Below are 20,857 nucleotides of genomic sequence, written 5' to 3' on the forward strand. Positions count from 1 at the left end.
AAATATTTGAAGATAAATTAAAACAAATTCTTTATGACTAAATAACCAAATTATTACAGTTTGAAAATGTTCAATTTATTATTGCAATTTAAGAATTACAAACGGTTTCAAAAAAGATTAAATAATATGGCTCCTGTAGAATACAGAAGCCATATGACCACAGGTGTAGCTTTTTAAAGAAATGTCTACTTATTGGGGGTAAAACCATTTAGCCTGTGGCTATTAAATCTATACTATAATTGCCATAATTATAGCATCTTATATATAGTTGAGATTTTATCTTTCACCTCTAAATCTCTAGCTTCATATCTTTTATTCTCCATATAATCAATAATCTCATAAAGCTCTCGAAGTAAATCAATATCATCAATTTTATTTGAAATTTCATGCTTAGAATTTGCCTTCAGACTAATATTAAATCTGTATTTTATCATTTGATTTAATAAGTTATAAATTTCATCCTCATTATCTTCTTTTTTTATCTTTTCATAAATCTTAGCCAAATTATTATTTTTTTTCAGTTTATTTCTTCTAAGAATAATGATAATAATCAATAAAAATACCGTTACAGTTAATATTATAACAGCAATTTTAAGATAGGATTTTTTAATTCTAAAGCTATAATACTCTTCATTATTGTCAGTATTTGACTGGTCATTAATCTGAGTTATTTTAATAACCTCTTTGTTATTAGATTGAGAATCATCTATTAAATTCTGATCATTATCACCTTTACCTTCTCCACCACTAACTTCTATTGTAGATTTTTTTATCTTGGCATATTCATACTTTTGACTTTGAGGATTAAAGTATGCTATCTTAATTCCAGGAATTCCTAACTTACCTTTCTTATTAGGAACTAAGATAATATCAAAATCTTTTTCCGTATAATATTCCATTCCTCTAACTTCTTCTTTGTTATCCTTTTCTGTTTGATAAACTTCAAAGCCATTGATCTTATCTCCAAAAATATTGTCTAAACTATCTAAATTAACATTACCAGAAAGCTTAACATTTAAGGTTGTAGAGTCACCATATTCAACTTTCTGCTTAGATAAATTGCTTTTAATATCCAAGGATCCAACTATCCCTGTAAAGCCTTTAGGTTTTTTAGTTTGAGGTAAGGGCAATACTTTGATATCCTTTGCATCTGTACTAAGATAGATTGCTTTAGATGAAAAACTTCCCGTACTAACATTAGTTTGAAGATTATATGATGGTATCTTTACTTCTCCTGTCTTTGTAGGAGTTAATATTAGCTGGGCAACTTCATACTTTATATATTTCTTTCCATCTAGATAAACATAACTAGCCTTTAATTGATTATTTCCTAGACTCTGACTTATAAAATTATTAAATTTTAATTCCTCTGCAAATTGATATCCTCTTAAATTATACCTAGTAAAGAGATCATACTTTAATACGACCTTCTCGCCAAAATATATCCTGTCTTTTGAAAGAGTTGTTCTAAGAAAGATATTAGTATTTTCTCTCTTTTGGTTTTGGCCACGCTTACTAACTGTCAAATTTAATTCATTCGTCTTATAAAGCTTTCCTTTATACTTTACTATCCCCTGCAAAGTAAATTTCCCTGTCTTTTCAACTAAAATATTATAGTGGTACTTCTTAATATAACTCTTCTTAAAATTTATAATATTAGTTTGACTACTAGTACCTTTAGATAAGATCTTAAATTTATCTATACCCTTAATCTTTTCTACTTCAGCTCCCTGAGCATTCTTTAATGATAACGTTAAATTGCTACTAACTCCTTCCACTAAATTAAGACTATCTATATCTAATCTAAATTCTGCTTCTGCTGCAAAAGTTAATGTTGAAGAAGATAGAATTATTAACAATAAGATTAATAATATCTTTGATGACTTATTCACTCTTTCACCCCACTTTACCAATCATATTTCTCATTCTGATTATCTCCATTCTTTACTTTTTGATTATTCTTCAAACTATCCTTCTCTTCCTGCTCTAAAGCCTTTAATATTCTTAATGCTTCTTCTAATTTTTCTTGACTCTGACTATCTTCTTTAGCTGAATTACCCTGTTGAGAATTACTTGCCTTCTGAGATTCTTCTTGTGATTTATTAGCTTTTTTGTCCTGCTGCTTTTGATCTTTCTGCTCTTTATTTTTTTGATTAGCTTTATTTGCATCTCCCTGTTGACTGTTATCTCTTTTTTTATTATTTTCTTCTCGATCTTCTTTTTGACCTTTAGGATCTTGTCTTTTGTTACTTTTACTCTTTTGCTTCTTTTCCTGCTGATTCTTCTGTGACTTATCTTTATTTTTTTCTTGGTTTTTATCTTGTGAATTTTGATTATTCTTTTGCTTTTCTTGCTGTTCTTTTAACTGCTTTAATAATTGATCAACATATTCATAATTAAACTTCAACTTTTTATTATGACTATCTAACTTAATTCCAGCTTTATAATTATCTAAAGCCTGCTCATAACTTTTAATTTTATCTGTTAATTTTCTTCTCTGATCTCCAATCCTCTTATAGGTAGCACCCAAATTTGGTACTACACTTTTATCTTTACTTAGCTTATTATAATAACTTAAAGCATCTTCATATTTCTGCAATCTATAATATGTATTGGCAAGATTATAATTTAATATATCATTCTTACTATTCTTCTTAAGAGCAGATTGATAGACCTCCAAAGCCTCTGAATATTTTTCTTGATTATAAAGTCTATTAGCTTTTTCAATTCTTTTTCTAATATTACCTTGAGTACATCCTGATAGTAAAAAGATCAAAATAACGCTAAATAATAAATAACTACATATCTTCTTCAAGAATGATCACTCCGTTCCTTGAGAAAGTACCCTATTAAAAAAATTAATATCCCAGTTCCTAAGAAGTACTGATATATCTTAGTAAACTTCTTTATCTTATCCTTTCTATACTCTTGCCGCTTCAACTTCAAAATATTATCAATAAGGTGGTCAATCTCATCTCCCTTTAAAGTAGAGAGATAGAATTTACCTGCTCCAACTTTAGCAATCTCTTGCAAAGAGTTTATATTTAATTTTGAATTAACATAGTTACCTACTTGATCCTTCTTATACCCTATCTTCTGTCCTGAATCACTATATTCAGGAATTAATGCTCCTTCTTTAGTTCCTAATCCTATTGTATAAATTTTCTCATTTTCTATCTCTTTAGCTACTCTTACTGCTCCTTGATTATGTTCTTCTCCATCGCTAAAGATCAATATAACTTTATCTCCCTTAGCAGATTTATCAAAAGACTCTTGAGCTAAATCTAATCCCGCTGCAATATTTGTTCCACCACCAGCAATCATATCGGTATCGATAACCTCTAGAAACATCTTTGCCAAATCATAGTCATCGGTTAATGGCATTTGAATATAAGCATCAGAAGCAAAGGGAATGAAGCCAACCCTATCCCCCTGCAAAGAATTAAGTACCTTCTCTATACTCTTCTTCATCCGAAATAGACGGTTAGGCTTAATATCTTCAGCCAACATACTTTTAGAGGTATCAAGCAATATATAGATATCTAAACCTTTTTTCTCTACTTCTTTATATCCCCGAAAAATTTGTGGGTCCAGTAATGAAAAGGCTATCAAGATAATACCTAAGACTATTAATATGGTTTTAGCTATTTTAAATCTATAAATCGCTTTAAAATTAAAGTATTTAATAATGTTATCTCGTTTTCTATAACCTAAAATTAAGATAATCAGAGCTAAAAAAGGAATAATTAAATAAACTATATTATCCAACTTACTAAATTCCATATCTATTCTCACCTCTTAATCAATAAAACCTGCTGCACTAATAATACCTTTTAAGGTATTTTTATATAAAAATATCTCTCCAAAAATATTCCAAGCAAAATTAATATTAGTCCTCCTTTAATAAAATTAAAGGCTAATTCCTTATATTCTAAATAATTATTTATATCAAATTTTGATTTCTCTAATTGATCAATCTTCTTAAATATATTAGTCAAAACCTTAGGATCTTTAGCTCTAAAATATTCTCCTCCTGTTTGCTTGGCTATCTTCTGCAATAACCTTTCATCTAATCCACCTTCATAACTTTGATATCTCATCTGACCAAAAAAGTCTCTTCCTATAGGAATCTTAGTAATATCACTGCCTACTCCTATAGTATAAACTTTAATTCCTATCTGACTAGCAATTTGTATAGCAGTCTCAGGACTGACCTTACCAGCATTATTCTCTCCATCAGTTACTAAGATAATTATCTTGGACTTAGCATTACTCTTTTTCAAACGATTGATCCCGACTGAAAGTCCCATCCCAATAGCTGTTCCATCCTTATTCACATCTTCAGAACTTGTCTTTTCTAACATCTCTCTTAAGATATTATGATCTAAAGTCAAAGGTACTTTAGTATAGGCTGTTCCTGAGAAAACTGCTAAAGACAACCTATCATTCTTTCTACCCTTTATAAACTTATCGATTGTTTTTTTAGCAACTTCTAATCTACTTGGATCAAAATCTACTGACTTCATACTTCCTGAAAGATCTAAGGCTAAGACAATATCTATTCCTTCTTTTTTTATATTATTCACTTCTTTTCCTGATTGTGGACGGGCTAAGGCGATTATAAGTAAGATAACTCCCAAAAGTATTGTATATCTCCCTATCTTATGCTTAATTGTAGCTTTAACTCCAGAATCCTTGATTAACTTTATACTTGAAAATTTAATCGCCCTACTGCTATTGTCTTTAAAAAAAAGATAGATAAACAGTGGGATTAAAAATAATAAGTACCAATGTAGAAACCTGAACATAAGTCTACACCTCTTTATTTGCTTCTATTAAGTCAACTATTTTGATTAATTCATCATACTGATCTTTCTTCTCTTCTTCACTGGCTTCTTTAGATGTATATTTGCATAAATCAGAAAAACTTAACCACTCTTCTATTCTATTTAAATAGTCTTCTAGCATTGATATAGGTCTAATCTCCTCCATTATCTCAGCTGAAGTTTTTCCAATGATTTTTCGTTGAAAACTAAGCTCCAAATAATCCTTAAAAGCCAAAGTTAATAATACAAAATAATTCTCATTATCTAGTTTTAGATCCTCAACTCTTGTTCTAAATTGTCCATAAATACTTAAGTTCTGATTACCTCTATTCATAAATCCCCTTCTGAAACGAATTAATAGCAGAATAAAAATCACAATAATTAAGCTTATTAAAAGTCTCTGTAAAGGTAATACTTTCTGAGCTTTCTTAGGAGATAACTTAGCTTCATAAATATCATCTCTTTTTACCTCATTTAAAGTAGATTTAACTTTAATCTTTAAGTTCTTATCACCTAAATCCACTATTTTTTCTCCAGCTTCAAAACTTCTAATAGCTATTTTGTATCCATTATCGGTCTCCTCTATTTTTTGAATATCAAAATCTTTGAATTTCTCCCTTAATTCACTCTTAGTTAAGGTAATATTATCAATCTTAAGCTTAACTAAATCTCCTATATAGATCTCTCTTTCTGCTGCAAATCCTAATGTAGAAGAGAGAATAATAGATAAAACTAATAATAATACTATCTGATATAAAATCTTCTTCATTACCTCATTCTCCTTTTAAAGAATAGCATTAATGGTTTAATAAAATCTTCATTAGTATAGATATTTATTAAATTTCTAGTAGGTAATTCAACCTTTAGATTTAAGCGTTTCTCTTGCTTTAAATTATCTACTACAATATTTTCCCCAGTCTCCAAATCTTCAAATTCAAAAATAGCCCCTTTAGGTATTTTCTCTTCATTAGGATCAATAACTCTTATCAACACTAAATCATGCTTTTGATTAGTTATCTTCAATTCCCTCTCATAATTTTGATCAATAAAATCAGAGATAAGAAATACTATGCTTCTTCTCTTCTGAATCTTATTCAAGTATTGTAGGGCTTTCTTAATATCTGTACCTTTATTATTCACTTGAAATCGCAGTATATCTTCAATAATAGAAAGTACATGTTTCTTTCCTTGCCTAGAGGGAATCATCTTCTCTATTTTATCGGTAAATAAGATACTACCTACCTTGTCATTATTCTTAACAGCTGAAAAAGCAAGTGTAGCACCAATCTCTGCTATTAAGTCTTTCTTTTTAGCAAAGCTATTAGAATTAGACATGTCAATTAACAAGAACATATTGAGTTCTCTCTCTTCATGAAATTTCTTTATGTAAGCCTTATTCTGTCTAGCCGTTACATTCCAATCTATATTTCTAATATCATCACCAGGATAATATTCTCTAATTTCATCAAATTCCATCCCTTTACCTTGAAAGGCAGAACGGTATTCTCCTGAAAATATCTCTTCAACAATTCTATTTGATTTAATCTCTATCTTCCGTATCTTCTTGATTAACTCTGTAGAAACCATCACAACCCCTCCTACTACTTAGTAAGCAGCAACTAGTAGTTCTATGCTTATGGCAACTTTACATTCTCCAAAATCTCAGCAATAATATCCTCTTCACTAATTTCCTCTGCTTCCGCCTCATAACTTAATAAGATTCTATGCCTTAAAACATCATAAACTATAGCTTTAATATCATCTGGTAATACATAAGCACGCCCTTCTAAAAAAGCACGTCCTTTGGCTGCTAAAATCAAATTAATCGAAGCTCTAGGTGAGGCACCAGAAGATATATACTCAGAATGCTCTCTAGTTTTAAAAACAATATCTAAGACATAATCCTTTAAATTATCATCTACATAGATATCCTTTACTATATTTCTAATTTCAAATATAGTCTCTTTATTCAATAGATCTTTTATCTCAATATCTTCTAAATCATTTTTTGAAGCAATTAAGTTGATAATCTTCTTCTCCTCTTCTTTACTTGGATAGTCAACTTTAAGCTTCATCATAAATCTATCTTGTTGTGCCTCTGGTAAAGGATAAGTCCCTTGTTGCTCTAATGGATTCTGTGTTGCTAAGACTAGAAATGGTCTTTCTAAAGAATAGCTCTTATCGCCAATAGTAATCTGCTTTTCCTGCATAGCTTCCAACAGAGCCGATTGCACCTTGGCTGGAGCACGATTGATCTCATCTGCTAAGACCATATTAGAAAATATTGGCCCTTTTTTGGTAATAAACTCTCCTGTATTTTGCTTATAAATCTCTGTCCCTAAAATATCTGCTGGTAATAAATCAGGAGTAAATTGAATTCTTTTAAAATCTGTTCCCAATACTTTAGAACAGGTGTTTACAGTTAATGATTTTGCAAGGCCAGGAACACCTTCTAATAAAATATGTCCACCAGTAAAGACTCCTATTAATATTCTATCAATCATATACTCCTGCCCTACTACTACTTTAGATATCTCCTTTTTAACTGAAGATATAAGCTCCTTTTTTTCTTCAACTATAGTTTTTAACTCTTCTACTTCCATATTGATTCAACCTCCTATACAAATATATTCTCCAGTAAATTATTAGATTAATTTTGTAAATAATAGTGATATTATTATTATAAAATTTATTTTTTACGAAATTATGACAAAAGTAGAATTTTATATTGTATAATTCCTTATTTTATACCATTCATACCTTCTATAAATGAAAAGACTCCAGGGCCACACTCAGAATAGATAATATGAGACTTTAATATTAATTTATAATTTATACTTGATAAAGTACAATTAAAAGGCTAAAACCTTAAATTCTCTAATCAATTTAAAAATTGATGAAAAATTTATAACTTATTATCTGATTTTTGGGGTTTAGATGGTCTTAATTATCAATTAGCAATTATACATTGTAAATTATTAAAGCATCGCTTGATTCTTATCTATTATATTATTTCTGCTAGTAAAATTCAATTTTCCCAAATAGCCAAAAACCTATAATTAGCAAAAATAGCATAAGAAGAATAGAATAACTTAAGGTTCTATTAATTCTTGTCGAATTAAATAATTACTGATATAATGAATTTACAAATAAATTTTAATAAGGAGCAAATTCATGTTAGAAAAAAATAAGCTCTCATCTTTCTTTAATAGTTTTTTACAGAAAAAAAATAAATCTTATATTGACTTACATATCCACACTAATGCTTCTGATGGAATAATTGACCTTCAATTTTTGAAAAATTTTCTAAGTAATACTCCACATTTGATATCTATCACTGATCATAATGAAATAAGAAGCAATGTCAAACTTTATGAAGCAGGATTTAATACTATTCCTGCTATAGAAGTTGGATGCCAAGATGGATTTGAGTTTTTAATTTACTTTAATAAATTAGAAGAGTTAGAAAAATTCTATACCAATAGTGTAGAGCCTTTTAAGAATAAAAATAAGATTACCCGAACCAATAAAGATCATACTTTCTACTTACACGAAGCTAGAAAATACAACTCTTTCATTTCTATCCCACATATTGCAGGATTAGCACAAAAAAATTATTTGAAGAATAAAAGTTATATTCATAATATCACCACACAAGTAGATGCAATTGAAACTTATAATCACACTCTATCTAAAAAGAGAAATGCTATTGCCAGAAAAGTAAGGAAAACTAAGAATAAATATGCTACTTTTGGTAGTGATGCTCATATTAAAAGAGAAATAACCTCATTTTATAATTATCAAAATAGTAAATTCACTAAAGCCCTTTATCTGAAGAAAAACTTTTATAATCTATGCTCTATTATCGCTCTATTTGGAAAACATCTACATCACTTTTTAGATTTACATTAATTTTTAGTTTAAAATAAATTTATAACTTAAATAAGTTATAAAAAAAGACCATGGTATTGTGTACACAATACCATGGTCTTTTTAACTTTAAAATTTAAAAGTTCCAGAAAGACTGACATAATCATCAGTATCTGCCGCTATATTCATATCTATAAAAGGAAGATTTATTCCTAAGCCTCCTGTATAAATTCTATCTTCACCACTTTGTTCATAAGCACCTAATCTTAAAGAGATTAAATTAGCAATAATTCTCTTTTCTAATCCTAGATGATAGATATAATCATCAGCACCTTCAGGCATTTCCACATCTGCTGCTACTGTTGCAGCAATTGGATATGGTAGCTTAGCAGCTGCTCCTAAAGTAACTATTCTCTCTAATTCATCTTCTAATCCATAATCATCTTCCCAATCTAGCTCTGAAACAACATTTCTTACACTTAAACCTATGTTCACCATATCAGTTACTTTAATCAATGCCCCAGCATCTAATCCATAACCAGTAGCATCAGTATTAATTTCTTCCTCTGTAAAAGTAGTACTACCATCATAAGTATAACTAACTCTATCATAACGACCATATAAATATTTAGCATTCATTCCTAAAGCTATAGAACCAATATTTAATGGAGGCTCTACTATATTAGTTCCCAAGGAAATAATACCTTCTCCAATCACTTTATTAGAAGCTCCTCTACTAAATGAAGAATTTTCTGATACATCTCCTTGAGCAGAAGTTTCAAAATGACTATTAGAAATCATTCCTAAGCCTAAGCTATTTAGATTAAGAGTTAGCATTCCATCAAGATCTAGCTTAGTATCCTTTGGAAAATCTAAATTTTTAACAGCTTGAATCTTTTCTAAATCAGTTCCTGCATTTTCTACAGTATCAATACTATCAATAAAGTCTTGGATTTCCTCTAAATCATCACCATTAAATTTTGCCCCAAGATTGGCTTGTAAACCAAAGAGACCACTTTGAGTTAGCCCAGCTGGATTCCAATAAATTGCACTAGAATCATCTGCTACTGCTGTAAATGCGCCTCCCATACCATAAGCCTTTGCGCCAAATTTGTTAGCTGCATCAGCTGGATTAATAACTACTGTTAATAATAAAAGTACGATTACTAAAGTATAAATTTTCTTCATTTTTATCCCTACCTTTCATACTATTTTAAAATTAGCTACTTAATTGATATAATTCTTGACCTAGTATTTAAATCCTCTTTTTAAATTATTTATATGATGTAGTAAATCATTAATAATTTTATTCTAACATAACTTCAATTAATCTTATGTGTCTTTTCATACCTTTTCAAAACATAGATTATTTTTCTTTAATAGATCAAAAATACTCTTAATCTAATTATAAAGTAGTAGTAAAAGGTAAATTGTCAAAGTTAACAATTTAAGTTATTTGTTTCTTGCTAAAATTCCAATTAAAAAAGAATAAGCGTTAGATTAATCTAACGCTTATTCTACGATAAACATAATTTAATTATCTAACACTTAAAAATCGTCCAGTCAAAGCATCTACAGGAATATCATAACTACCTGAACCTATTATCTCTTCACCTGTTAATAGATCTACTAACTTACTTCCTCCAACATTAGATACTGAGATTGTAGTTTCACTTGTACCTGCATTCAATACATATACTATCCTATCTCCTGTATCAGGATCAACTTTAAGATCTGCATATTTAGTTGTACCTGCTATCAGATTAGTTCTTTCTCCATTCCATAATGCAGGATTATTATCCCTCATCTTCATCAGTCTACTAAGATAATTTTTCAAATCTTTCTCTTGAGGAGTAAAACCAGCAACCTTAGCTGAATCTCTAGCAGCATGGTCATCATAGATTTTTTCTCCATCAACAATATCTTGTTCATTGATAAACCCTTCTACCTCTCTACCAATCTCATCTCCATAATAAATAGTAATTGGTCCTGTATATGATGCCATAAAACTAAAAGCTGCTTTATGTCGTTTCCAATAATCAGGATGTTCTTTGCCATAGCCTAAATGTGGTGCCCTTTGAATTAAGTCACCAAAACGAACTACATCATGGGTCGTTAACATAAGATTTGGTTGAGCATCATCAGGATATTGCTCGTGATTACCATATCCATAAGCTCCATTTAATTTAGATACAGGTTGATTATATCCATAAGATACAGATGTATCTTCTTGACTGGCCAACACTTGAACTAAGGAATATCTCAATGGAAAATTAAAAATTGATTTCAAGCCATCTTGACTATAACCGATACTGTTTATCTCTTTTCCAGAACCATCCCATATCTCACCAACTAAGTAGCCCAATGTTCCCCATTCTTCTCCACGGGCTTTTCTTTCTTCACAAACTTCTTCTACTGCTTTTCTTATATCATACAAATAGTTAGTTCCACCTTGATTCATTTGAAAGGCCTGATCCAATCTCCAACCATCAATTTCATACTCTTCAATCCAATAAGTAGCTACATCTTTGAAATACTCTAAACTCTCTGGGTATTTCACCTTATTACCATACCATTGGCTATCATAATCAACTACACCTTCTATAGGATCTGATCCATGATGTCCAAAGACTCCATCCATGAATACATATAACCCTAATTCATGAGCTTTATCTACTAACTCTCTTAAATCCTCATTAGTTCCAAATTTAGGGTCAACATTATAAAAATCATCAGGAAAATAACCTGTCGCTTGTCCTTTTACTAGACCAGTTTTTGAATCAAATATTGGAGTCATCCAAATAGCATTAACTCCAAGCCCCTTAATATACTCTAAAGAATTAATAATACCTCTCAAATCACCATTATGATGACTTGGCCCATAACCTGTTCCATATCCACCTGGCTCTCCATCTCGAAAGGCTTCTACCATAATTTCATATATTCTCAAATTATTGAAATCACTTCTCTTTTCTATCTTTGAAAAGTTATCTGCTCCTACAGTAATACTAGTTGAGTCTATAATAGTAGCAGAAGCAATGTAAAGATCTTTTTCTTTTGAGCTTTCTGCCTTAGCAATTACATTATAAGTATTTCCCTTTAGATCTGAAAAAGGAAAAGATAACAAGCCATTCTCATCTATATCACTTACTGCTTCAGTTTTAGAAGCTATATATTCTTCCATATCTGTATTCCTAAGTGAAACTGTAATTTTTTCTATAGCACTATCACTAGGCACTTTAACATTTACCATCACATTTTTTATTGCTTCTACTGCTATATCTTCACTAGTATTCTCTTTATCACATCCTACAAATAAGCCTAGACTTAATATCAGTATAGATAATAAAATAATCTTTTTACTGTTTATCATTTTTCTCATAAGTATTTACCTCCATTAATTTATTTAAGTTAATCTAATTACTAATAAAATTGATTTAATAGATAGATAAAGCGACAGTTTCGGCGATAGGAGATAGGTGATAGGTATTAGGAAAAACTAACTGCCAACTCCTAGCACCTAAAGCCAAAAAGTGTCACTTTATACCCACCAACTGTCACTAGCTATATTCAATCTTAATCAGTATAAATCATTACCCATAATACTTATCATATTCTACCTCAATCAAATCTTCATTTAATTTTTCATAAGCCAGTTCATAAGATGTGATACATAAGCCAGCTACAATCGTTCCTATTCTTAAAGATCTTTCTATACAGTATCCCTTTGAAAATCCATATAAAAAGCCAGCAAAAAAGCTATCCCCTGCTCCATTGCTATCAAGCATTTCATAATCAGCAATAATTGGAACCTCTATCCACTCACCATCTTTAGTTAAAGCAGTTGCTCCGTCTTTCCCATGGGTACAGACAACTAACTTTTTCCCTTTATTAATCATCTTCTCCATAAATTCTTTATAATTATCTAAACTGTCAGAACTCATAAATAGATAATCAGCAGATTCGATAAAGTCTTGATGATATTCATTTTCTCCATCATAATCATGAATATCACACCAAATTTCTTTATTACATTTTTTCGCTACAGGTATTAACTCTCTAGCATAGTTAATAATATTCAAGATAAGATAATCACTATCTTTTACTTTCTCTTCTAACTTACTATAATCAATTACTGGTTCAAAAGTAGCATAAGAAGTATAGATACTAATTCTACTACCATCTTTATCTATAATATTAGTATGCCTTTCTGTACCCTTAGGATCAATATCATAGATAAAATCAATCTTTTTATCTGCAAATGACTCTTTAACCTTTTCCCCATAAATATCTTTACCTATCATAGCATGAAAGACTGTACTAAAACCTAATCTCCCTAAATTCAATGCCTTTCCAACCCCAGTTGAGCCGACAGTTTCATTAAAATCTCTACTAAAAAATGTTCCACTTCCCTCAGGCAAATCATCTATATAAATAATCGAATCATAAGATGCTCCTCCAACTACTAATAACTTTTTCATAGTGCTCATCTCCTTATTTATACTGATTAAATTTCTAGCTATCCAATCCTAAAGTAAAATAAAATGGGTATAAAGAGACACTTTTAGGTGCTAGGTGATAGGTCATAGGAGTTAGTAAGATCTTTCTATGTCCTAGCTCCTAACGCCTAACTCCGAAACTGTCGCTTTATCTTTCTATGACGTCAAATTCAAATTACTGGTACCCAAACACTCCATCCAGTATTCTCATCATTTCTAACCTTAAATTCACCATATCCCTCTCCATCAGTAACTACTCTTCCCTCAATATTACCAGTAATATCATAAAATTCAGTATTACTCTTACCTGAATCTATTCTCTTAGTAGTCAAATCACCAGAAGTACCCTGAGATATCATCATAACTAGACCAGTACTTGGAATATTTTTTAATCCTTCTCTAACATAAGAATAGGTATCTCTATCATTATTCTCCACTTCCCGACCAGGTCCATAGGCATAATGAGTCCTAGCCTCAAGTAATTTATCAAGTCCAGATTTCATATTATCCTGATAATAATCTTTCCAATAAACCATAGGAAGCCCTGTTTCTCTAAGTAAAATATAAGTGTAGGCTTGATATTTCCTTTTAGTTATTGGGTAGGTATATTCCTTATGGTCACGCCCTGTATCATGATTATCTACAAAAGTAACAGCTTTATTGGAGGACCTTCTGTTATTTACTAAACCAGCTCTAGATAAAGCTGCCATATTCAAACTACCATCTCTCATCTTTTCAAAATAATTTTTTCTTAAAGGAAAGTCAAAAACTGTTAAATCTGGATGGTTAACATCATATAAGAAGAAGTTCAATCCCATAGTATTTCTAATCCAAGCTTCCCCTACAAAAAAAGTTTTCTTTTCTGTATTTTGCTGTACATAAGAAAGCCACTGCTTCATATATTCAGACTCTGTATGTTGGATCGTATCAATTCTAAAACCATCAAACCCTATTTGATTTATGATCCATGCTCCCCATTCTTTAAGTTCATGACGAACATTTTCATTCTCATAATCAACATCTAAAGCCATTAAATAATCTTTAGCATAACTATTATCCCAGCTCTTACCTAAAAATAAATTACCCTTTAATGATTCTTTTCCCACAAGATGATCAACACCATCAAAGGCTCTCCAATCCCATTGCCATTCTTGAGCTCTACTATAATATTTCTCTCTCCCTTTTAAAGGAGAAAGCTTAGTATATGCCTTTGCCTTTTCTCCAGTTGCTAGTGGAACTACTTCTAAATTCTGATTGCCTGCTGCTATCCGATGGTTAAAGACTACATCATAATAAGCTTTAATGCCAACTTGATGCAAACTATCTATAGCTTCTTCTAATTCTTCTTTAGTACCATATTTAGTTCTAATAGACCCAGCTTGATCAAACTCCCCCAAATCCCATAAATCATAAGTTCCATATCCTTCATCAATGGGCTCATGAACCTTATTAGCTGGAGGAAACCATAATTCACTAATTCCTACACTAGCCAACTCTTCAGAGCGCTGACCTAATAGCTGCCAAAAATTATGTTCTTCAGGATATTTTTTAGCATACTCACCTTTATCCAGCTCCCAATAGAAGGCTTGCATTAAAGTTGGATTACTAGCTAATAACTCTTTTTTAAGATTCAAACTGTTACCTTGTTTATCGCTTACTTTTAAAAATATTTGATAGACTGAACCTGCTTCTAAGCTTAGATTAGAAATACTAATCTTATTTCCTTCATTAGATAAATCAAAGTCTTTAATTTCAACTTGCTTTTCTTTAATTATAGCCTCAATCTGCTTAATTTCATGATTAAATTCAACCTTAACTGTACTTAAAGAAGATAAAATAACTTTATCATCAAGTATATTAGAATCAACTACCATTAGTTTGTCTTGCTTACAACCTGTTAATAAGAGTAATATTATAGTAAAAACCACTATTAATAAATTCATCTGTTTTCTTATTATTTTTACCTTCATTTTTAGATAACCTCCCTTTAATTACCTCAAATAAGAACTAGATATAATATTTTTAATTATTATAGACTCAATTTAAATAAACTCCCATGTTCTGTTAATTCTCTTCTTTATTTAATACAATTTCTCCATTATGTACAACCATATATGTCTCTTCTAAAGTCTCAATATCTTTTAATGGATTCCCAGAAACAATTAATATATCTGCAATCTTCCCTTCTTCTAGAGTTCCAAGATCCTCTTCTCTATCAGATACGAAAGCTCCATTTTTGGTTCCAGCAACAATGATATCCATATTAGACATACCTGCTTTTTTCATTAATTTGACTTCCGTAATTGGAAAACCACTATCAAAAGTACATTCATAACCTCCAAAGTCAGTTCCTAAAGCAACTTTTCCTCCTGCTTTATAAAACTTGGCAAGATTCATTCTAGTTATAAAATTATAATTCAAATGATATATTCTACCTACACGATTCCATACTTCCAAAGTTGGAAGCAAATAAATGTTTTTATCAACAATCTGCTTAATGATTTTATCATTTAAAGGGGTCAGAACCATGTGAGCAATATCATCAACACCTAGTTTAACTACCCATTGCAGATATTCAGTATTAGTAATATGAACTGATGTCTTTATTCCTCTAGCATGTGCAGTATCTACAATAGCCTTCACCTGCTCAAAGGTCGGCATTTCCCAGCTACGATTCTGGTCAAAATCTGTAATTGCAAATTTTATAATATCAATATTATCATCTATATAGCCATTAACCATCTCCTTAGCCTCTGCTAAAGAATGGAAAGTAGCATTACCATAACCTCCTGGCACCCCTAATATAGGTGATGCCGATATCACTCTAGCCAAGTCTGTTCTTTGATTGAATTTATCTCTTCTAGCAATAGCCTCTCTAGCATCTATTTGTGGTGATAAATCTCTAACTGTAGTAACTCCTGCATTTAGCCAGTTTTTTAAATTATCTTCTGTATAAGCATGATGAACATGGGCATTTATAAAACCTGGCAAAAGAGTTTTGCCCTTTAAATTAATCTTTGTAGCACCTTTAGGAATTTTAATTTGATTACTTTTCCCAAGCTTCTTTATTCTTTCACCTTCAACCAAAACAACACCATCTTCTATTGGTTTTGCACCTGTACCATCGATAATGGTAGCATTATAAAAGGCTAATAATCTTTGATTAGAATTATCTAGATTACTTCCTCTAGTATTGATATCTTTAGTATTTAAACTATATAAACTTAGTAATAGAAGACAAAGAATAATTAATAAACTGAGAAAATGAAACTTTCTTTCAGACAAGATATCTCCTCCAATTTTGATAAATTAAAATAAATTTTTATCAAAAACCTTTAATTATCTTCTACATCTTTGGAGATGAATTATAAATTTAATTATCAGCCTTCAATTCAGTTGCTAAATTAATAATCACTTGCTTCATGGCTTGATTAATCTCAAAATTATCGTCCATAAACTCAACAATTGCTATAGCTGACTCAGGACATCTATCATAGCCTTGTACCATATCAGACAATTCTTTTGCAATCTCAGGATAACGCTTTTCATACCTGCGTTCATTCTGGTATTTATCCTTATAATAATCTACTTCATCAGTAATGAAATTAGAGAGAGATAACATATTATCTAATGCATAACTCTGTATAAATCTAGTTGCTGATAGTTTTTCTCCTCTAGCAAATCTAGTTAAGCCTACATAAAGGCAAGTTAAAGCCTCACCAATAGCCCAATCTTTAGATTGAGGCTTCCATCTTATATCTTTATCCTGAGGAGAACAGATACTTTCATCAAAACCCTCCTCCTTCCAAACTATTCTACCTTCTGCAAAATCAATCTCTGCTAACTCTTTCTCTTCAAATACAGCAAATTCACAATAGATCCCATCCTTATACAGTAACTTATAACCGTCATCAGTATTCTGAAAATGATATGCTACTGGTGAAATTGAGGTAAGCCAATCTAAATCATCAATAAATCTCATCTTACTACCCTCTTTAGCTATAACAAAAAAGTCTAGATCTGAATACTCATCTAACCTATCTAACTCCTTTCCTACAGAACCAAGCCCCAATAATGCCAATGCCTCACCAGTACTTTCAAGGGATTTTCCAATCTGATTCAATCTCCTAAGTAATAATTCTTTTTTACTCATAATTATTTTCCTCCTTGTAAACGTTTTCAAATTAACTTAAATAAAAACTTATCGATAGTGATCACTTTTAATCTCTGTTAATCCTTATTTAAAGACTTTACACTATCTCTAATTACTAATTCCTGTTCTATTATTAATTTCTTAGTCTTCAAATCTTTATTATCAATATACTCAAATAACAATTTAATAGCTTCACCACCCATATGATATAACTCCTGCTTAACTGTAGTTAGCTTAGGTATAAAGTGCTGTGCCATCTCTATATCATCTATGCCCATTACAGAAATATCCTCTGGAACCTCTATTCCCTTTTCTTTCAAGCAGTTTATTGCTCCAATAGCAGTTCCATCATTAGAAGCTAATACAGCTGTTGGTGATTCCTTTGACTGACTTAAAATATTCTCCATCGCCTCATATCCTGATTCAATGGAATAATCACTTCCTTGCACATAACCCTCTTTAATCTCCAAATTATTTCTTCCCATTATATCCTTATAGGCCTGATATCTTTTTTCTCCTTCTAAATCATAATAAGGAGCTTTTATAAAGGCTATCTTTTGATGCCCACAATTTACAAGATACTTCATTGCCTTTACTGCCCCACCATAATTATCAGGTAAGACACTTGAAATACTTAATTCTTCAATAGCTTGATCTAATAATACTATAGGAATTTCTCTATTTATCTTCTTAATATTCTCTTTCTTATCTTCTGTCATCTTTCCTACAAAATAAATTATACCCTCTACTTGACTCTTATAAAGCATATTAAGGTTCTCTAACTCTCCTTCAAATCTACCTACAGAACTTGTAATCATAACTCTATACCCCTTTTGATTACAATGATTAATGATAGCATCAACTTGTTCTGTATAATAATCCGTAAATTTGGGTAAAAGTAACCCTATAATATTAGACTTCTTACTAGATAACCCACGAGCAATTAAGTTAGGCTTATATTCATGCTCTTTGATAATCTTTTTAACCTTTTTCCTAACTTCATCCCTTACCCCAGGCTTATCATTTACTACCCTAGATACTGTAGCAATTGAAACACCTGCGATTTTAGCTATATCTTTAATCTTCATTACAAAATTCACTTCCTTATAATCTTCATACTATAATAATATCCCTATTTTTCCATTATGTCAAGACTTTTTTGTAAGCGTTTTCATATCTTTTTTCAGATTATTATTTCAAATTACCCTTTGCTTTTATTCTTATTCATAGCTAAACCTTTAATACATAAGTTTGATTTTAATTAAATTTAATATCTTAGAGCTATAAAAATAACTGATAGAATTCGTGAATATAAAAAATAGAGGCATAGTTAACTATGCCTCTATCAAAATAAGAATTATAATATTTTAAAATTCCTCAACTAACCCTTCAAAATAACCCCTTGATCTGTAGGATTAAGAACTAAATATTTAGCTTTTATATTATTTTGTGAAAAGATATCTACCATTTTTTCACCAATCTTTTCCTCTTCCTCTAAACTAAAAGCTACTACTGTAGGTCCAGAACCACTAATTGTGACCCCCAAACAATCTTCTTTTACTTCTTCTAAGATGGTCTTCAATCCTGGAACCAGTTCCTGTCTATAGGGTTGATGTAATTTATCATCTAAAGCATGTTTGATCAACTTATAATCCTCTGTAATTAGTCCAGTTATAAGTAAACCGGTATGACTAAGATTAAAGATAGCATCTTCAAACTCAACCTCTGTAGGTAGAGATTCTCTAGCCTCTACAGTGGATAATTGATAATCAGGAATACAAACAACTATATTCAACTTAGGCACTGATAGCTTCTTATAAACTACTTGTCCATCTTTAATAGTTGAGATAACAACTCCGCCCAACAATGCTGGTGCCACATTATCAGGGTGACCCTCTATCTCTGTAGCTAAATTTAATAACTCATCTCTACTTAGTTTATCTCCAGATAATTTATTAGCAGCTACCAAACCTCCTACTATAGCTGTAGCACTACTACCTAGCCCTCTAGCCAAAGGAATCTGATTATTTAGTTTGATTTTTAATCCTTGAGGATGATAATCTACTATTTCAAAAACTCTTTTCATTGATTGATAGATCAAATTATTCTCATCTAGATCTAACTCTTCACTACCATAACCAACTACTTCAAACTCTAAACCAGATTCAACTTCGCTAACTTCTAATTCATTATAAAGCTCCAAGCTCATTCCTAAAGTATCAAAACCAGGACCTAAATTAGCTGTAGTAGCAGGTACCTTGACCTTAATCATTTTCCATTCCTAATTTATCCAACTCAAATTTACTATGTATAGCTTGAACTGCTTGTTCTGCTTTATCTCTAGCAATTAAACAGGATACCTTAATCTCTGAAGTACTAATCATTCCAATATTAATATCTTCTTCTGCTAAAGCTTCAAACATTCTAGCAGCAACTCCAGGGTTAGTCACCATCCCAGCACCAACAATAGATACCTTAGCTACATCTGTATCAAAACTTAATTCTCTATATTCTAATTCATCCTTCATAGATTCTAAAACTTCTTTTGTCTGTTTGAAATCATCTTCATCTACAGTAAAAGTTATATCATTAACTCCATCATATGTGACATTTTGGATAATCATATCAACATTAATAGACTCTTCAGCTAATTTAATAAATACTTTTGAAGCAATACCTGGTTGATCTGGTACTCCTAAAACTGACAACTTAACCTCACCTTTATTACATGCAACACCACTTACAACTATATTATTCTCCAATTCTTCTACCTCCTTAATATATGTACCTGGATTACAGCAAAAACTAGACTTAACAGCCAATTTAATATTATACTCTTTAGCAATCTCTACTGAACGTGGATGTAATACATTAGCACCTAAACTAGCCAATTCTAACATCTCTTCATAGGATATTTCGGGTAATTTTTTAGCCTCTTCTACAACTCGAGGATCCGTTGTATAAACACCATCTACATCAGTATAAATCTCACATAGATCTGCATTTATCGCAGTTGCTACTGCTACTGCAGTTGTATCTGAACCTCCACGTCCTAAAGTAGTAATATCATTATTAATCGTTACTCCTTGAAATCCAGCTACAATAACAATTTTATCTTCTTCTAATTCTTTTTCTAATCTTTCTGATTTAATTTCAAGAATTTTGGCCTTACTGTGAATGTCATCAGTAATAATTCCAACCTGTGGCCCAGTTAATGAGATCACATCTTCACCAAGTTCATGAATTGCCATAGCTAATAGTGATACAGATACTTGCTCACCAGTAGAAATTAACATATCGTATTCTCTTCTAGGAGGATTATCAGTAATTTCCCCTACTAATTCTATTAATTCATCGGTAGTATCACCCATAGCAGACACTACAGCAACAACTTGATTCCCTGCTCTCTTTCTTTTAACAATTCGATTTGCTACCCTTTTAATTCTCTCGGCATTTCCTACTGATGTTCCTCCATATTTTTGTACAATTAAACCCATAATCTTCTCCTC

At 30.8% G+C, this 20,857-nt stretch carries 17 protein-coding genes; 1 reads left to right on the forward strand and 16 read right to left on the reverse strand.

Annotation, left to right across the window (positions count from 1 at the left end; all coding sequences use genetic code 11):
* Positions 1-248: 248 nt before the first annotated feature.
* From OREMA_RS0101100 to OREMA_RS0101130, 7 genes are read right to left on the reverse strand one after another with little or no spacing between them, the layout of a single operon-like run.
* Positions 249-1,892: a BatD family protein gene (locus tag OREMA_RS0101100; protein ID WP_169331524.1), complete on the reverse strand. Its 1,644-nt coding sequence runs from the start codon at positions 1,890-1,892 to the stop codon at positions 249-251.
* A 14-nt stretch (positions 1,893-1,906) separates the two neighbouring features.
* Positions 1,907-2,815 (reverse strand): tetratricopeptide repeat protein, encoded by a 909-nt coding sequence (locus OREMA_RS0101105; RefSeq protein WP_018247440.1) that lies wholly within the window; start codon positions 2,813-2,815, stop codon positions 1,907-1,909.
* The gene (locus OREMA_RS0101110) at positions 2,812-3,783 is read right to left on the reverse strand and encodes a VWA domain-containing protein (RefSeq protein WP_018247441.1); all 972 of its coding nucleotides are present in this window, start codon (positions 3,781-3,783) and stop codon (positions 2,812-2,814) included. Before OREMA_RS0101110 ends, OREMA_RS0101105 begins: the two co-directional genes overlap by 4 nt.
* A 50-nt stretch (positions 3,784-3,833) precedes the next feature.
* Entirely contained in the window at positions 3,834-4,808 is a 975-nt protein-coding gene (locus OREMA_RS0101115; protein ID WP_018247442.1) for a vWA domain-containing protein, read from the reverse strand.
* A 4-nt stretch (positions 4,809-4,812) separates the two neighbouring features.
* A complete protein-coding gene (locus OREMA_RS0101120) occupies positions 4,813-5,595 on the reverse strand; it encodes a hypothetical protein (protein WP_018247443.1) in 783 nt (260 codons plus the stop codon).
* Complete coding sequence (locus tag OREMA_RS0101125) at positions 5,595-6,413, reverse strand: DUF58 domain-containing protein (RefSeq protein WP_018247444.1); 819 nt, start codon at positions 6,411-6,413, stop codon at positions 5,595-5,597. The genes OREMA_RS0101120 and OREMA_RS0101125 overlap by 1 nt, the downstream gene beginning before the upstream one ends.
* A gap of 47 nt (positions 6,414-6,460) precedes the next feature.
* A complete protein-coding gene (locus OREMA_RS0101130; RefSeq protein ID WP_018247445.1) occupies positions 6,461-7,429 on the reverse strand; it encodes an AAA family ATPase in 969 nt (322 codons plus the stop codon).
* 571 nt (positions 7,430-8,000) lie between these two features.
* On the opposite strand from OREMA_RS0101130, the gene OREMA_RS0101135 reads away from it, so the two are divergent.
* Positions 8,001-8,738: a PHP domain-containing protein gene (locus OREMA_RS0101135; protein WP_018247446.1), complete on the forward strand. Its 738-nt coding sequence runs from the start codon at positions 8,001-8,003 to the stop codon at positions 8,736-8,738.
* Positions 8,739-8,825: 87 nt separating this feature from the next.
* Here OREMA_RS0101135 and OREMA_RS0101140 read toward each other — a convergent pair whose 3' ends face one another.
* From OREMA_RS0101140 to OREMA_RS0101180, 9 genes are all read right to left on the reverse strand, one after another.
* Positions 8,826-9,884 (reverse strand): PorV/PorQ family protein, encoded by a 1,059-nt coding sequence (locus OREMA_RS0101140; protein WP_018247447.1) that lies wholly within the window; start codon positions 9,882-9,884, stop codon positions 8,826-8,828.
* 349 nt (positions 9,885-10,233) lie between these two features.
* Positions 10,234-12,078 carry an alpha-amylase family glycosyl hydrolase gene (locus OREMA_RS16945; RefSeq protein ID WP_018247448.1) on the reverse strand — a complete coding sequence of 615 codons (1,845 nt, stop codon included), beginning with the start codon at positions 12,076-12,078 and terminating at the stop codon, positions 10,234-10,236.
* Positions 12,079-12,289: 211 nt separating this feature from the next.
* Entirely contained in the window at positions 12,290-13,177 is an 888-nt protein-coding gene (locus OREMA_RS0101150) for a carbohydrate kinase family protein (RefSeq protein WP_018247449.1), read from the reverse strand.
* A 188-nt stretch (positions 13,178-13,365) separates the two neighbouring features.
* Positions 13,366-15,165, reverse strand: a complete 1,800-nt coding sequence (locus OREMA_RS0101155; protein WP_018247450.1) for an alpha-amylase domain-containing protein — start codon at positions 15,163-15,165, stop codon at positions 13,366-13,368.
* Positions 15,166-15,259: 94 nt separating this feature from the next.
* Positions 15,260-16,480 (reverse strand): amidohydrolase family protein, encoded by a 1,221-nt coding sequence (locus OREMA_RS0101160; protein WP_018247451.1) that lies wholly within the window; start codon positions 16,478-16,480, stop codon positions 15,260-15,262.
* An 88-nt stretch (positions 16,481-16,568) separates the two neighbouring features.
* Positions 16,569-17,348: a hypothetical protein gene (locus OREMA_RS0101165; RefSeq protein WP_018247452.1), complete on the reverse strand. Its 780-nt coding sequence runs from the start codon at positions 17,346-17,348 to the stop codon at positions 16,569-16,571.
* 77 nt (positions 17,349-17,425) lie between these two features.
* A complete protein-coding gene (locus OREMA_RS0101170; protein ID WP_018247453.1) occupies positions 17,426-18,436 on the reverse strand; it encodes a LacI family DNA-binding transcriptional regulator in 1,011 nt (336 codons plus the stop codon).
* A 293-nt stretch (positions 18,437-18,729) separates the two neighbouring features.
* Positions 18,730-19,620, reverse strand: a complete 891-nt coding sequence (gene thrB / locus OREMA_RS0101175; protein WP_018247454.1) for a homoserine kinase — start codon at positions 19,618-19,620, stop codon at positions 18,730-18,732.
* The gene (locus tag OREMA_RS0101180) at positions 19,613-20,845 is read right to left on the reverse strand and encodes an aspartate kinase (protein WP_018247455.1); all 1,233 of its coding nucleotides are present in this window, start codon (positions 20,843-20,845) and stop codon (positions 19,613-19,615) included. Before OREMA_RS0101180 ends, thrB begins: the two co-directional genes overlap by 8 nt.
* Between the last annotated feature and the right edge of the window lie 12 nt (positions 20,846-20,857).

It is taken from the genome of Orenia marismortui DSM 5156 (assembly GCF_000379025.1).
Lineage (GTDB): Bacteria > Bacillota > Halanaerobiia > Halobacteroidales > Halobacteroidaceae > Orenia > Orenia marismortui.

What these genes read in the sequence shown, in the direction of transcription:
- OREMA_RS0101165 (WP_018247452.1), bottom strand. Translation starts at nt 17,348, where the DNA reads ATGAGTAAAAAAGAATTATTACTTAGGAGATTGAATCAGATTGGAAAA.
- OREMA_RS0101120 (WP_018247443.1), bottom strand. Translation starts at nt 5,595, where the DNA reads ATGAAGAAGATTTTATATCAGATAGTATTATTATTAGTTTTATCTATT.
- OREMA_RS0101125 (WP_018247444.1), bottom strand. Translation starts at nt 6,413, where the DNA reads ATGGTTTCTACAGAGTTAATCAAGAAGATACGGAAGATAGAGATTAAA.
- OREMA_RS0101180 (WP_018247455.1), bottom strand. Translation starts at nt 20,845, where the DNA reads ATGGGTTTAATTGTACAAAAATATGGAGGAACATCAGTAGGAAATGCC.
- OREMA_RS0101135 (WP_018247446.1), top strand. Translation starts at nt 8,001, where the DNA reads ATGTTAGAAAAAAATAAGCTCTCATCTTTCTTTAATAGTTTTTTACAG.
- OREMA_RS0101115 (WP_018247442.1), bottom strand. Translation starts at nt 4,808, where the DNA reads ATGTTCAGGTTTCTACATTGGTACTTATTATTTTTAATCCCACTGTTT.
- OREMA_RS0101130 (WP_018247445.1), bottom strand. Translation starts at nt 7,429, where the DNA reads ATGGAAGTAGAAGAGTTAAAAACTATAGTTGAAGAAAAAAAGGAGCTT.
- OREMA_RS0101110 (WP_018247441.1), bottom strand. Translation starts at nt 3,783, where the DNA reads ATGGAATTTAGTAAGTTGGATAATATAGTTTATTTAATTATTCCTTTT.
- OREMA_RS0101170 (WP_018247453.1), bottom strand. Translation starts at nt 18,436, where the DNA reads ATGAAGATTAAAGATATAGCTAAAATCGCAGGTGTTTCAATTGCTACA.
- OREMA_RS0101140 (WP_018247447.1), bottom strand. Translation starts at nt 9,884, where the DNA reads ATGAAGAAAATTTATACTTTAGTAATCGTACTTTTATTATTAACAGTA.
- OREMA_RS0101155 (WP_018247450.1), bottom strand. Translation starts at nt 15,165, where the DNA reads ATGAAGGTAAAAATAATAAGAAAACAGATGAATTTATTAATAGTGGTT.
- OREMA_RS16945 (WP_018247448.1), bottom strand. Translation starts at nt 12,078, where the DNA reads ATGAGAAAAATGATAAACAGTAAAAAGATTATTTTATTATCTATACTG.
- thrB (WP_018247454.1), bottom strand. Translation starts at nt 19,620, where the DNA reads ATGATTAAGGTCAAGGTACCTGCTACTACAGCTAATTTAGGTCCTGGT.
- OREMA_RS0101150 (WP_018247449.1), bottom strand. Translation starts at nt 13,177, where the DNA reads ATGAAAAAGTTATTAGTAGTTGGAGGAGCATCTTATGATTCGATTATT.